The sequence below is a fragment of the Mesorhizobium sp. M2A.F.Ca.ET.046.03.2.1 genome, from assembly GCF_003952425.1.
In the GTDB taxonomy this organism is placed as follows: domain Bacteria; phylum Pseudomonadota; class Alphaproteobacteria; order Rhizobiales; family Rhizobiaceae; genus Mesorhizobium.
The window spans coordinates 7,267,168-7,279,969 of record NZ_CP034449.1; the positions used below are offsets into that span (position 1 = coordinate 7,267,168).

A 12,802-nucleotide genomic window follows, 5' to 3' on the forward strand; every position below is an offset into this window, starting at 1 on the left:
GGGCAGCGTTCAAACGAGGGAGCCGACCATGAAAACGATGCTCGACACCATATCCGAATTCCGTGACGCCGTGCGGCTCCATCTCAGCGAACCGCTGACGGACGCCCACGCGGCCGAGCAGCGGCCCGGCCTGTTCGACCTGCTGTCGGCATGGGGCGAGCGGGCGCGGTTTCGTCACGAGCTTGCGATCAGGGCGCGCGAGACGCCGCATCTCATCGGCGATATCGGCCTGACGATGGACCAGGTGCGCGACGAACTCGCCAAGCCCTTGTGGCGCCGCTAGGCCGGACGGATTCAGCGAAAAATCAGGATTGTTTCAGGACAAACGGACGCCCTCGGGACGATGATGGCGTTCATGGCAGCACATGACGCCAGCCACGGAGGTCAATCATGCATGCGAGGACTGACATATCATTTGCACCGACGTCGCTGTCGCGGGGTGAAGCGCTGAGCATGCTTTCCGCGGGCATCGCGGGACCCTGCTGCGGCGAGGCCAACGAGATGCTGGCCTGGCTATACCTGCTGCCGCCCAACGAGACCGCGCCTGGCGAGGCTCGCGTCGAGCCGAACGCCGCGCGCCGCCGTTCGTGGCTTGGCCTGCTCGGCATGTTTCGGGCTTGACCTTGCCGGGATTTGCCCTCCCAATGAACCCCGCGCAATCAGGCGTGTCGATGGGGCAAGGGCTTGGCGCTACGGATTGGCGGCGCTGTTCTCGATCTTGACCGGGGTACGCTCCGGCGCGACGGCGAGATTGTGCCCGTCCGGCCAAAAACCCTGGAACTGCTCGCCTTCCTGACGCGCAATCCCGGACGGGTGCTGAGCAAGGACGAGCTGTTGCAGGCCGTCTGGCCGGGCATCATCGTCACCGAGGACTCGCTCACGCAATCGATCCGCGACGCGCGCAAATCGATTGGCGACGAGGCGCAGGCGCTGATCCGCACGGTGCCGCGCCGGGGCTACCTCTTCCAGCTTCCCGAGACCGAGGCCGCGCAGCCGCCGGCGGCGGCCGCGGCGCGGGCGGAGCCTACGGTGGCGGTGCTGCCGTTTGATGTGGACCCCGCCGACGCCACCGCCAAGGCATTGTTCGACGGCGCGGTCGAGGAAATCACCAACGCGCTTTCATACTTCAAGACCGTCGCCGTGCTGGCGCGCCATTCCGCCTTCGCCCTGGCAGAGCATTCGCGCGAGGACATCCGGGCGACGGCGGAGCGGCTCGGCGCGGACTATATCACCGAAGGCCGCGTCGAAACCGCCGGGACGGAATACGGCGCGCGTGGTTCTGACCGAGACGGCATCGGGCCGGCGCGTCTGGTCGCAGAGCTTCACTTTTGCCACGGCCGATATCTTCGCTTTCCAGACGATGGTGGCGCAGCGGATCGTGACGGCGCTGGTCGCCAACATCGAAAGCGCGGTGATGCGGCGCGGCCTGCCCGCGCCCGCCGCCAATGTCGAAGCCTATCTGCATTTCCTGCGCGGCAAGGAATTGCTGCGCAGCTATGGCGAAGGGATCAACCAGGCGGCTCGCGCGCATTTCCTCAAGGCGATCGAGCTCGATCCCCAATCAGGGCTGGCGCATGCCTATTTGGCCCTCGCCGAAGTGATTATCGGCGGCTATAACGACGCGCCGCGCGCCGTGCTCGACCAGGCGCGCGACCGGGCGCTGCATGCGATCGCGCTCAGCCCGGACGAGGCGCGCTGCCACCGCATGCTGGCGCTGACGCTTCTCTATCGCGGCCGCGACGAATACGACGCGGTCGAGAAGCACTTCGCCCGCGCGCTGGATCTCAATCCCTACGATGCAGACACGCTCGCCCAAACCGGCTTCTTCCGGGCGCTGCGCGGCGACGGCGAGGTTGGGCTCGCGCTGCTCGACAAGGCCGTCCAGCTCAATCCCATGCATCCGACCTGGTACTATTACGATCGAGGCGAAGCTCTGCTGGCGCTCGGGCGGTATCAGGAAGCGGCCGCGTCCTTCTCTTGTCTGCCCCGCAAGAGCGCCTGGCAATGGGCGCGGCTGGCCGCATGCCACGCATTTGCCAGCGACCACGGGAAGGCGCTGGCCTGCGTCATCGAAGGTCGCGCCCTGGAGCCAGACCTCACCATCGCCCAGATCGTCCAGGACATGCGCATGGAACGCGAAGAGGACCGCGAACGACTGCGTCGCGGGCTCGAACTCGCCGGCTGGGACACGGCCATCTAAAGCGCGTCGCGATCCTTGGGATTCGCTCCATGCGCTTTAGGTCTTTGATTTTACGCATGTCTTTATCCCGAAACCGGTTCCCACTTTCGGGAGACATGCTTTAAGCATGTCCGGCTAGAAACTGATCTCGACCGCCGCGGCGCTTCGGCTGGCCTCGCCATGGAAGACCGCCTCGATGTTGTTGCCGTCGGGGTCGAGCAGGAAGCAGGCATAGTAGCCGGGATGGTAATGGCGCTCGCCCGGCGCGCCATTGTCCTTGCCGCCGGCGGCGAGCCCGGCCTGGTAGAAGGCATCGACCATGGCGCGGTCCTTCGCCTGGAAAGCCAGATGATGGCGGCCGGTGAGCACGCCGAGCGCGGCGCGGCTGTCGGCGCTGGAGACGAACAATTCGTCGGCCCAGAAATAATCCTGCGCCTCGCCGCCGATCGGGATGCCCAGCACCTCGAACAGGGCGCCATAGAAACGCCGGCTGGCCGCAAGGTCGCGCACCACGAGCTGGATGTGGTCGATGAGCCGGCCGCGATAGAGTTCCATGGGGGGCTCCTGCTGGTTGCTGCGGCTCAATCTAGAAGGGCCCGGTGCGTGGTCAAGACTGCTGACAGTTCGAGAGGCCGGCGGGACAGCGCCCCCCTATGCCCTACCGGGCATCTCCCCCACTTGGGGGGAGATCAGCCTTCACGCGGCCTTTCGCCAATCGCCAACGCCGGGGGAAAAGCGCCAGCACGGGAACTGCCAATCTCCCCCGTCGTGGGGGAGATGTCCGGCAGGACAGAGGGGGGCGAAGGAACGCGGCCTTTCCAGCAGTCCAATAATCGATAGCAAAAAACCAGATAAAAAATGCAACCGGATTTGTAGGATTGGCTCCCGCTTCGGCGTCCTTCGGACGCAAGCGGCCCGGTGGACTGGAAAAACCGTGCCGCATCAAACAGGATGCCTTACGGCATGGAGAAGAACCATGAACCATTCCTATCGTTGGGTCATCGTCGCGGCCGGCGCGCTGATGACCTGTGTGGCGCTCGGCGCCATGTTCTCGCTGGCGATCTTCCTGGAGCCGATGTCGCTCGACACGAACTGGTCGCGCACCGGCATTTCCAGCGCCATGACCTTGAACTTCCTTGTGATGGGCCTCGGTGGCTTCGCCTGGGGCGCGATCTATGACCGGGTCGGCGCGCGGCCCGTGGTGCTTGCGGGCGCCGTGCTGCTCGGCCTGTCGCTGGTGGTGGCGAGCCGCGCCAATTCGCTCATCGTCTTCCAGCTCAGCTACGGCATCATCGTAGGCCTGGCCGCCAGCGCCTTCTTCGCGCCGATGATCGCGCTCACCACAGCCTGGTTCGACACCAACCGAAGCCTTGCCGTGTCGCTGGTCTCGGCCGGCATGGGCGTGGCGCCGATGACCATCTCGCCCTTCGCGCGTTGGCTGATCACCGCCTATGACTGGCGCACCGCCATGTTCGATATCGGCGTCATGGCCTGGGTGCTGCTTTTGCCCGCCGTCTTGCTGGTGCGCCAGCCGCCGGCGGCGGTCGCGGCAAGCGACGGCACGTCGGCGCCCGCCGCCGACGGTCCCGGCATGAGCGTCGGCCAGGCGCTGCGCTCGCCGCAATTCATCGTGCTGGGGCTCACTTTCTTCGCCTGCTGCGCGGCTCATTCGGGCCCGATCTTCCACATGGTGAGCTATGCCATGTCCTGCGGTATCGCGCCGATGGCGGCCGTGTCGATCTACAGCGTCGAGGGCCTGGCCGGCCTTGGCGGACGCGTGCTCTACGGCGTGCTCGGCGACCGGCTGGGCGTGAAACCGGTGCTGGTCGCCGGGCTCGCGATCCAGGGGCTGGTGATCGCCGCCTACCTCGCCGTCGGCCGGATCGAGCAGTTCTACCTCCTGGCCGTCATCTTCGGCGCCACCTATGGTGGCGTGATGCCGCTCTACGCGGTGCTGGCGCGCGAATATTTCGGCCTGCGCATCATCGGCACGGTGCTTGGCGCGGCGACGCTGCTGTCCAGCCTCGGCATGTCGCTCGGACCGCTCGCCGGCGGCATGATCTACGACGCCACTGCCAGCTACCACTGGCTGTTCATCGGTTCCGCGCTGATCGGGCTGGGCGCCGCCGGCATCGCCATCGCCTTCCCGCCGCAGCCGAGCCGGCAGAAGCTGCAGATGGCGTGACGCCGGTAAGAACGCGGCCGCCCGAAGAGCGGGCGGCCGCTGCAACCGATACCCGCTGAAGCTCGAGCACTCACCAGGCGGCGCGTTCAGGCCGACAGATTGTCCATCATCACCGGCGTGTGAGCGGAACCATCCGCGGACACGGTGTCGACCGCCCTCGCCCGCCGCTTCCAGGCCGTCAGCACGATAACCAGCGCGCAGCAGACGGCATTCAGCCAGTTGATCGCGGCCAGCATCGGGTCGTCGAGATTGACGCCGGCATAGAGGCCGGTGGTGGCGTTGGCGCCCGTCCACAGCAGCCAGGTCGTGTAGGAAATCGCCGAAGCGCCGTTCTCGTCGCGCGCCACGCGCAGGATCTGCGGCAGGTAAGAGACGACGCGCAGGCCGTTGAACAGGGTGAACAGACAGAAGGACAGATCGCCAAGCGTCATTCGTGCGTCTCCAAGCCAGCCCGAATGCGGCATAGAAGGGAAAGCGCAATCGGCATGTGAGGCTGTTCACATGCGCAACTTAAAAGTGCGCTTAGACTTTCGAAAGGTTACCGGCATGATCCGGCCGGAAGGTCTGGCTCCCGCATCCCGCCAGGCCTAACGTCGTGCCGGTCACGCCATCCGGAGACATCCACATGGCAAAGACGCTGGACAGCCTTCAAACGCTTTCGCGGGTGCTGCTGCTGCTCGCCGCGACGGTGATCGCGACCGCGGTGTCCTATCACCCGCCTTTCCGCTATTCGCGCGTGCTCGAGGGGCTGAACCGGCTCAATCGGCTCTATGACGAGTTGATTGGCGACATCGGGGCCAACGCAACGCAGGTTTATCGCGCGCAGCTTGCGCCCGCCTTCGCCAAGGCGCCCGCCGCGGAGGCGGAGGCCTTGAAGGCCATGGGATTCGTGCCGGAAATGCTTGCCGCCAGCGCAAATGGGCAAACCACCTCGATTCGTCTGACCAGCCCGGACCTGACGATGCTGGAGCTCAACGGGCTCGCCAATTCCAACTGGCCGGCAGTGTCCTACACGGTGCTTACACTCAATCCCGCGCAATTCGCCAAGTTCGTGGACGACGCGCAAAACATGCCGGCCTGGAACGGCCTGATCGCCGCGAAGGACCTGACGGTCGAGATTGGCGAGCCGGACCCGAAGACAGGGCTCTGCGATCTTGTCTTCCGCTCGGAAAGCTGGGAGCAACAGCGGCGCTCCAGCCTCGTCGCCAGCATCGGCTGTTCGGCGGCGACGGCGCAGGATGTGACGCCCTTGTGGCTCAATTTCTACGTCAGGGCGCAGAAGCAGCTCGGGCTGTTGTCCGACGGCGTGCAGATACCGCAGGATATCGCGCTCCTGCCGCGCTCGATAGCGCGCGACAAGCTCGCCACGCTGGCGACAGGCGAAACCGCCGAAGAGACCGGCGATGTGCTTGGCGCTAAGCTCGGCATCGCCGGCGTGCTCAACATCGGCCCGATCGTCATCATCGTCATGCTCGCGATGATGCTCGGCCAGGCGCGTTGGGCCCGCACGCTTTCCGACAAGGATCCCGCCGAAAGCGCCTTCTGGTTCAGCCAGTTCCTGGGCTGGTCCTCATTCGGCTTCGTCGCCGCGCTTTGGGCGCTGCCTATCGTGGCCGCCGGCATGGCGACCGATGTCACCTATGTCGAGCCGCAGGAACTTCTCGACAAGCACTGGTACGATCCGGCGCTGATCAATTCGCAGAAATGGTTCATCGCCGCGCTCACGATCAGCTTCGTCCTGTCGACATGGCTGGCCATCGAGAACTGGACGGGGGCGCGCGCATGGCAGGGACGCCTGAACACCGCCGCCGCGAAACCCGACGGGCCGAGGAGGCTGAAGACGAGCCGGCCGTGGTGATCCTGGAGAACCAGGAGCTTGCCGTCAAGGCGCCTCCCCTGGCGCAGGAAGGTCCTCCCCCAAAGGCCCCGCAGCCCCGTACCAAACGTCGGCGATCGGCAAGCTGAAGACACCGCTCCGACGGCCATACGTCCGCCTGCCCGCTGGCACGGCCTCGCGCTCGCTCTCGTCGCGTTTCACCCGCTTGTCGGAGATCAGCACCATCGGGCTCGAGCCGTGTCGCAGGACGGCATGACCTACGACGCCTATGCCAGCTACCACTGGCCGTCCATCGGCTCGGCTCTGCTCGGGCTCGGCGCCGCGGGCATCGCGATCGCCTTCCCGCCGCAGCCGGCTGAAGCTGCAGATGGCGTGAGCGCATGACCGGCGGTCCCAAGCTGCGGGGCCGGCCCATCGCGCGAAATCCATTTGCGGGACGATGGCGAATGTGGAACTCTGAGCCAAGACGCCGCATCTGAATGGCCGGCTCCATGCCGGCGCGATCCGTGGTCCGGAGGGCATCACAGTGGCCGCAGGCTGGAAGCCGACGGCGGTCACTACGACTGCATCCAGGCGCTGGTGCGACACCCTCAGATCGATATCGACGCGCGCGCCGACTACAATGGCCGCACGGCGTTGATCGAAGCGGCAGGGAACTGGCATCTCGATGCCGTCACGCTCCTGGTCGAGCATGGCGCGGACGTCAATGCGGCCGACAAGACAGGGCGAAACAGCGCCCTCATCGAAGCCATCAAGGGGCGGCACTTCGCGGTTGCGCAGTATCTGCTCGATACCGGGAAGGTGAACTTCCTCAACAAGGACATGCGGCTCAACGCGCTGATCTGGGCCGGCAGCGCCCGCAACGCCGAACTCATCGAGCAGCTGGACGCAGCGATCCACAGCTTCTTCGAAGGCAAGTGAACCGCAGCCGTCGGCCTTGGACCGTCAGGCAGGAGCCACCCCTTCGAGGGCGATGATGCGTGTGTGGGCGCAGCGGAAACGGATTTGCTTCAGCCTCTCATACTCCGGTGAGTCGTACCACGCGGTGATCGCGGCCATGTCGGGAAACTCGATTATGACCAGGCGGTGCGGCTCCCAGTCGCCCTCGAGCACTCGCGTCGTGCCGCCGCGCGCGAGATAATGCCCGCCATAGCGAGCCTCGGTTGCCGGCACCTCCCGCCGGTACTCGTCGAACATGGCCATGTCAGTGACATCGACGTCTGCAATCAGATAAGCGGCCATCGAGCTCTCCCTCTCAGATCGTCTTCCACATCATCACGATCGGCACCGGCGCGCCGCCGGTGTCGTCGAAGATCCTCTTGCCCGGCTGGTAGCCGCATGCCCGGTAGAGCGGCTCTCCGGCCATAGTCGCGCCGAGCTCGACACGCCGGAAGCCTTCCTTCCGCGTTCCTCGCAAAGGGACAGGATGAGGCGGCCAACGCCGCGCCGCACGAAATCGGGATGCGTGTACATCGCCCTGACGCGCGCGGCGTCCCTGGCGGGATCGAGCAATGCCGCGCTGCGCCCGGGCGTCTTGTCGCCGCCGTACATGGTCGAGCGCCTGCTCCAGCCACCGCAGCCGGCGAGCGCTCCCGCGCAGGTCACGACAAAGTAGGTTCCGTCATCGATGAGCTGGGTGTCGAGGCCCATGATGGCGCGGCTGGATTCGATCTGGGCGTCATCGAGGAAGGGTTTTTGCAGCTCGGCGATCGCCAGCCCCATCAGCGCCGAAATCCGTTCGATGTCGTCGCGGGTCGCTGTCCGGTACTGCAACTCCTGGCCGGCCATTCGCGGAATGCCAAGCTCCTTTGGAAAGGGGCTATGTTATATTAGCATCCACTCAAATCAATGCCGAGCGGAGCCACGCGTTGGCTAGCGCGAAAATCCATTTGCCCGATGCCGGTTACTGTGGAACCTTCAGCCGGGGAAGCCGCAAACTGATAACTGCCGGCCTGCTGCCGGTACGAACCATGTTCCGGGGAACATTGCAGTGACGGCAAGCTTGGAAGCCGAAGACGCCAGAAATTGGTCCGACCTGCTGGTCGCAGCCGAGAAAGGCGACGCCGAGACCGTACGTGCCGAACTCGCGGCGGGGGCGGACATCAACCAGACCGACGAAGGCGGCTGGTCTGCGCTGCATCTTGCCGCCCACAATGCCCGCATGGCAGTGCTCGAAGCCTTGATCGCGCGGCCGGCGATCGACGTCAATTCCAGGAACAAATGGAAGAGCACGCCTTTGAGCCTGGCCGCGGCCAAGGGTCACTACGACTGCATCCAGGCGCTGGTGCGACACCCTCAGATCGATATCGACGCGCGCGCCGACTATTATGGCCGCACGGCGTTGATCGAAGCGGCACGGAACGGGCATCTCGATGCCGTCACGCTGCTGGTCGAGCATGGCGCGGACGTCAATGCGGCCGACAAGACAGGGCGAAACAGCGCCCTCATCGAAGCCATCAAGGGGCGGCACTTCGCGGTTGCGCAGTATCTGCTCGAGACCAGGAAGGTGAACTTCCTCAACAAGGACATGCGGCTCAACGCGCTGATCTGGGCCGGCAGCACCCGCAACGCCGAACTCATCGAGCAGCTGGACGAAGCGATCCACAGGTTCTTCGAAGGCAAGTGAACCGCAGCCGTCAGCCTTGGACCGTCAGGCAGGAGCCACTCCTTCGAGGGCGATGATGCGTGTGTGGGCGCAGCGGAAACGGATTTGCTTCAGCCTCTCATACTCCGGCGAGTCGTACCACGCGGTGATCGCGGCCATGTCGGGAAACTCGATAATGACCAGACGGTGCGGCTCCCAGTCGCCTTCAAGCACCCGCGTCGCACCGCCCCGCGCCAGATAGTGCCCGCCATAGCGGGCCTCGGTCGCCGGGACTTCGCGTCTGTACTCGTCGAACATGGCCATGTCGGTGATATCGACATCGGCAATCAGATAGGCGGCCATCGTCGTTCTCCCGTTCTGATCGTTCCTTCCCAGTATATATTAGCAAATAATCATATATATGCTTCAACCCCGCGCCGCCACTCTCTTCTCAACCACCCAGCGGTGCTTACCGATCTGGCGATTGCGGCTGAAACCTTGGCGCTCGAACATCGCCAGCGTGCCGTTGTGCAGGAAGGCGCCGGCGACGGTGCGCCCTTGTGCGTCCTCAGGATAGCTTTCCACCGTGCCACCGCCGAGACGACCGATCTCGGCCAGTGCGCCGGCAAGGGCTGCCGCGGCCACGCCCTTGCCGCGAAAGGCCTTGTCGGAGAAGAAGCAGGTGATGCGCCAGTCGGGCAACACCGCCTGCCCATCCTCGTATGCGCGCCGGTGCTTGATGCGCGGCAGTTCGCCGGTCGGCCCGAACTGGCACCAGCCGACACAAGCCGAACCATCGAAGACGAGCGCGGCATGCGTGCTGCCTTCGCGCACCCGCGCCTCCTTTGCCTCGCGATTGCCCACCGCGCCCGAACCCTTGGCGTGGAACGCCATGCACCAGCAGCCGCACCAAACGCCATTGTGCCGCTCGACCAGCGCGGCAAAATCCGGCCAGGTGGCCATGTCGAGAGGTTTTGTGCTGAAGCTCATCAACGCCTCCTTGCGCAGCAAGATAACCGATCCAGGCCGACTTTGAAGCGAGGGCTCTCCCTTCACCCGGTCCCCGCCCCCGTGCGCACGGCCTCGCGCTCACTCTCGTCGCGTTGCACCCGCTCGTCGGAGATCAGCACCACCGGACACGGGCCGCGCCGCAGGACGGCCGTCGTCGTCTCGCCGAAGATGAGTTCCTCGCCCTGCCGCCGCGATACGCCCATGACGATCAGCGACACGTTGCGGCCGGCCTGGCGGGCGATGGCGTCGGCGGCCGCGGCCCGGCTTCTGATGGCGGTCTCGATCTCGACGCCGTAGCGGTCTGCGAGCGCGACGATGTCCTTCAAAACCGCCTCGCGGCGGCGATGCGAGACGGTGTCGCGCGGCTCGTCGCGGCCGCCGCGCGCGACATAGAGCATCTTGACCGGCGCGCCGGTAACCGCCGCTATCGCGAGCGCCAGCTCGGCGCCCCGGCGGGCAACCGCCGTGCCGTTGACCGGCACCAGTATCTTGCCCGATCCGGGATCGAGTTTCGGCATCTGGCGACCGGCGCTCGCCGGCTTCAGCACCAGGCAGAGCGGCCCGTCGAAGGCGCCGGCGACTTCGTTCAGCCGGTGCGAGAAGCCGCCCTTGGCAGTGACGGCGCGGCCGAGGCCGACAAGCAGCATGCCGTAGCCCTTGCGCGCCTCGCTGGCGACCGCCTCGGCGGAAAGCACCTCATGCTGGCGGCGGGTGACCGGCGCTTCGCGCATCGGCTCCTCGTCGCCCTCCCTTGTCGCCTCGCGGCTGTCCTCGGCGCCCTTCTCGATTTCCTCCAGATGCAGGCCCTCGGTCGGCTCGGCATCGGTCTCGCCGCTCGAATGCAGCACCGTCGTCGGCTTGCCGGCGCCGATGACGCCGGCAAGGTAGGCGGCGAAGCGGCCGACGACGCCCTCGTCGACCACGACCAGAAGCCGCTCCAGATTGGCGACGAAGCCGCGCTGATCGATCTCCTCGCGCTCCAGGCGCTTCTTCTCCTTCTCGCCGATCGGCAGGCGCCGCAGCGCCCAGCGCAAGGTCGGCGGCATCGCCAGCGTGGTGATGACGGCCATGGTGAGGATCATGGTAAAGAGGTTGTGCGAGAGCACGCCCATCGACAGGCCGATCGAGGCGACGATGACCTCCGTGGAACCCCGCGCGTTCATGCCGCAGCCGACCGCGATGCCTTCGGCGCGGCTCATGCCGGCCACCTCGGCGCCGATGAAAGCGCCGCCGAACTTGCCGATCGAGGCGATCACCACCAGAGCCACGGTGAGCAGCGCCAGTTGCGGATCGACCAGCACGGTGAGATCGGCCGACAGGCCGGCGACGCCGAAGAACACCGGCATGAAAAGCGCCGTGATAATTCCTCGCAGCTGCCCTTCGATGTGGCGAGACAGGATCGGCGATTCACCCACCAATATGCCGGCAACGAAAGCGCCGAGCACGGTGTGCACGCCGATCAGGTCGGTGATCAGGGCCATCACCCCCATAATGGCGAGGATGACGGTGACCACCGCATATTCCGAGCGGAAGGTGTCGTTGGTCCAGCGGATGGCGTCGAAGACGATGCGGCGGCCCAGCGTGAAGGAAAACGCCATGAAGAGGGCGACGCCGGCGACGGTGAAGGCCAGGCTGGCGATCTCGATCCGCCCCTTGGTGGCGATGCCGATGGTGATGGCGACGACCACCCAGCCGATCGTGTCCTCGATGATCGCCGAGGAGACGATGATCTGGCCGAGGTCGCGGCGCATGAAGTTCATGTCGCGCACCACCATGGCGACGATCTTGACCGAGGAGATGGAGAGCGCAGTGCCGAGGAACAGCCCGGCGACGATGCGCTCGCCGCCGGCGGCGAGCAGTGTCTCGGGCATGAACTGGGCAGCGATGAAACCGAGCGCGAAGGGCACGGCAACGCCGGCGGCCGAGATGGAAAAGCAGGCGCGGCCGACCCGGCGCACGAGCCTCAGATCCGTCTCCATGCCGGTGAGCAGAAGCAGCATCAGAACGCCGAGCTGAGCGACGGCGTTGATCATCGATTTGTGCGTCGGATCGCCGGCGAAGACCAGCCGCTCGGCCGCCGGCCAGACCCAGCCGAGCAGCGAGGGTCCGAGCAGGATGCCGCCGATCAATTGCCCCATCACCGCCGGCTGTCCCAGCGCTTCCAGCACCTCGCCTATGCCGCGGCCGACAACCAGGAGCAGGATCAGCTCGGCGACGAAGATGCCTTCCGAGGACATGCCGGTCTTCTCGGCGGCGAAGGCGACGGCAGGCATCAAAGCGAGCGCCGCCGCTGCAAGCGCGATCCAGACCGACGGCGACCGGCGCCGATTGAGCATGTTGGACAAGATGCCCCCTCATTTCCTCGCCTGGGCTTAACGGTCTGGCGCGCGGATCGGTTGCACGGCTGATGGGAGCGTTTCCTCGCCCCCGCAAAGCGGGGGAGAGGTGGCTCGGCGAAGCCGAGACGGAGAGGGGAGCGCGGGTTCGACCGGCAAAAGCAGTTCGAAGAGGAGGGCTTCCGCCCTACGAACCCCCTCTCCGTCCGCTTCGCGGACACCTCTCCCCCGCTTTGCGGGGCGAGGAAACGCTCCCTACAATTCTATTCAAATGCCAGCGCCGATTTTTGCTTCGCGGTAAAGCGACTCGACGATGTTGGCGGCCAAGGCGGGGCAATAAGGAGAAGCTAATGAAAAGCGACTTTGCCGCCGCCCACCTGCACCTCGACCGGGCGTGCCATTACCTGCGTGGCGATGATGAAACGAGCCGCGCGGCGCTACAGGCACTCGACCTTGTGATCGACGCGGTGGCGGCGGCCCAGCATGCCAGGCCGGTGGCCGACGTGCTGCCCTTTCCGCGGCGCGCGAATGGCGGCGTTCCGCCGCTTGCATCCTGACTTATCCGCCTGAAAAGGCGGGAACATTTTGGGCCGGCCACACGTTGTGCTATACGGGGTGTGGCCGGCCTGTTTAAGTCGGATACGGCCGGCCATGGCGGCGGGAGGCGCAT

At 65.8% G+C, this 12,802-nt stretch carries 17 protein-coding genes; 9 read left to right on the forward strand and 8 right to left on the reverse strand.

All coding sequences use genetic code 11. The features are described from left to right. The first annotated feature begins 28 nt into the window (after positions 1–28). Both EJ072_RS35130 and EJ072_RS35135 read left to right on the forward strand, forming a co-directional pair. Positions 29–283 carry a DUF1127 domain-containing protein gene (locus tag EJ072_RS35130; protein WP_126083335.1) on the forward strand — a complete coding sequence of 85 codons (255 nt, stop codon included), beginning with the start codon at positions 29–31 and terminating at the stop codon, positions 281–283. A gap of 107 nt (positions 284–390) precedes the next feature. After that, positions 391–621 carry a hypothetical protein gene (locus EJ072_RS35135; protein WP_126083336.1) on the forward strand — a complete coding sequence of 77 codons (231 nt, stop codon included), beginning with the start codon at positions 391–393 and terminating at the stop codon, positions 619–621. A 69-nt stretch (positions 622–690) separates the two neighbouring features. Here the strand turns inward: EJ072_RS35135 and EJ072_RS37220 are convergent, their stop codons facing one another. After that, on the reverse strand, positions 691–885 hold the full coding sequence (locus EJ072_RS37220; protein WP_245467116.1) for a hypothetical protein: 195 nt from the start codon (positions 883–885) through the stop codon (positions 691–693). 388 nt (positions 886–1,273) lie between these two features. On the opposite strand from EJ072_RS37220, the gene EJ072_RS35145 reads away from it, so the two are divergent. Then, a complete protein-coding gene (locus tag EJ072_RS35145) occupies positions 1,274–2,200 on the forward strand; it encodes a hypothetical protein (RefSeq protein ID WP_245467117.1) in 927 nt (308 codons plus the stop codon). 114 nt (positions 2,201–2,314) lie between these two features. Here EJ072_RS35145 and EJ072_RS35150 read toward each other — a convergent pair whose 3' ends face one another. Beyond that, positions 2,315–2,734, reverse strand: coding sequence for a VOC family protein (locus tag EJ072_RS35150; RefSeq protein ID WP_126083339.1), 420 nt, complete (start codon positions 2,732–2,734; stop codon positions 2,315–2,317). Between the two features lie 421 nt (positions 2,735–3,155). Between EJ072_RS35150 and EJ072_RS35160 the strand changes: the two genes are divergently transcribed. Next, complete coding sequence (locus EJ072_RS35160; RefSeq protein ID WP_126083341.1) at positions 3,156–4,364, forward strand: MFS transporter; 1,209 nt, start codon at positions 3,156–3,158, stop codon at positions 4,362–4,364. An 86-nt stretch (positions 4,365–4,450) separates the two neighbouring features. Here EJ072_RS35160 and EJ072_RS35165 read toward each other — a convergent pair whose 3' ends face one another. Continuing rightward, positions 4,451–4,795, reverse strand: coding sequence for a hypothetical protein (locus EJ072_RS35165; protein ID WP_126083342.1), 345 nt, complete (start codon positions 4,793–4,795; stop codon positions 4,451–4,453). Positions 4,796–4,989: 194 nt separating this feature from the next. Between EJ072_RS35165 and EJ072_RS35170 the strand changes: the two genes are divergently transcribed. The 3 genes from EJ072_RS35170 (at position 4,990) to EJ072_RS35175 (ending at position 7,122) form a co-directional block, all read left to right on the forward strand. Then, positions 4,990–6,222: a hypothetical protein gene (locus tag EJ072_RS35170; RefSeq protein ID WP_126083343.1), complete on the forward strand. Its 1,233-nt coding sequence runs from the start codon at positions 4,990–4,992 to the stop codon at positions 6,220–6,222. 231 nt (positions 6,223–6,453) lie between these two features. Then, the gene (locus EJ072_RS37445) at positions 6,454–6,585 is read left to right on the forward strand and encodes a hypothetical protein (protein ID WP_281059893.1); all 132 of its coding nucleotides are present in this window, start codon (positions 6,454–6,456) and stop codon (positions 6,583–6,585) included. A 45-nt stretch (positions 6,586–6,630) separates the two neighbouring features. Continuing rightward, complete coding sequence (locus EJ072_RS35175) at positions 6,631–7,122, forward strand: ankyrin repeat domain-containing protein (protein WP_281059892.1); 492 nt, start codon at positions 6,631–6,633, stop codon at positions 7,120–7,122. A 24-nt stretch (positions 7,123–7,146) separates the two neighbouring features. On the opposite strand, the gene EJ072_RS35180 is transcribed toward EJ072_RS35175, so the two are convergent. Next, a complete protein-coding gene (locus EJ072_RS35180; RefSeq protein ID WP_126083345.1) occupies positions 7,147–7,443 on the reverse strand; it encodes a DUF1330 domain-containing protein in 297 nt (98 codons plus the stop codon). Between the two features lie 33 nt (positions 7,444–7,476). Continuing rightward, the gene (locus EJ072_RS35185; protein WP_245467119.1) at positions 7,477–7,989 is read right to left on the reverse strand and encodes a GNAT family N-acetyltransferase; all 513 of its coding nucleotides are present in this window, start codon (positions 7,987–7,989) and stop codon (positions 7,477–7,479) included. Between the two features lie 202 nt (positions 7,990–8,191). On the opposite strand from EJ072_RS35185, the gene EJ072_RS35190 reads away from it, so the two are divergent. After that, the gene (locus EJ072_RS35190) at positions 8,192–8,827 is read left to right on the forward strand and encodes an ankyrin repeat domain-containing protein (protein ID WP_126083346.1); all 636 of its coding nucleotides are present in this window, start codon (positions 8,192–8,194) and stop codon (positions 8,825–8,827) included. Between the two features lie 24 nt (positions 8,828–8,851). On the opposite strand, the gene EJ072_RS35195 is transcribed toward EJ072_RS35190, so the two are convergent. From EJ072_RS35195 to EJ072_RS35205, 3 genes are all read right to left on the reverse strand, one after another. Next, positions 8,852–9,148: a DUF1330 domain-containing protein gene (locus tag EJ072_RS35195; RefSeq protein ID WP_126083347.1), complete on the reverse strand. Its 297-nt coding sequence runs from the start codon at positions 9,146–9,148 to the stop codon at positions 8,852–8,854. A gap of 63 nt (positions 9,149–9,211) precedes the next feature. Then, positions 9,212–9,775 (reverse strand): GNAT family N-acetyltransferase, encoded by a 564-nt coding sequence (locus tag EJ072_RS35200; RefSeq protein ID WP_126083348.1) that lies wholly within the window; start codon positions 9,773–9,775, stop codon positions 9,212–9,214. Between the two features lie 62 nt (positions 9,776–9,837). Next, positions 9,838–12,132 (reverse strand): cation:proton antiporter, encoded by a 2,295-nt coding sequence (locus EJ072_RS35205; RefSeq protein ID WP_189343387.1) that lies wholly within the window; start codon positions 12,130–12,132, stop codon positions 9,838–9,840. Between the two features lie 350 nt (positions 12,133–12,482). Between EJ072_RS35205 and EJ072_RS35210 the strand changes: the two genes are divergently transcribed. Next, a complete protein-coding gene (locus EJ072_RS35210; protein WP_126061490.1) occupies positions 12,483–12,689 on the forward strand; it encodes a hypothetical protein in 207 nt (68 codons plus the stop codon). The last annotated feature ends 113 nt before the right edge of the window (positions 12,690–12,802 follow it).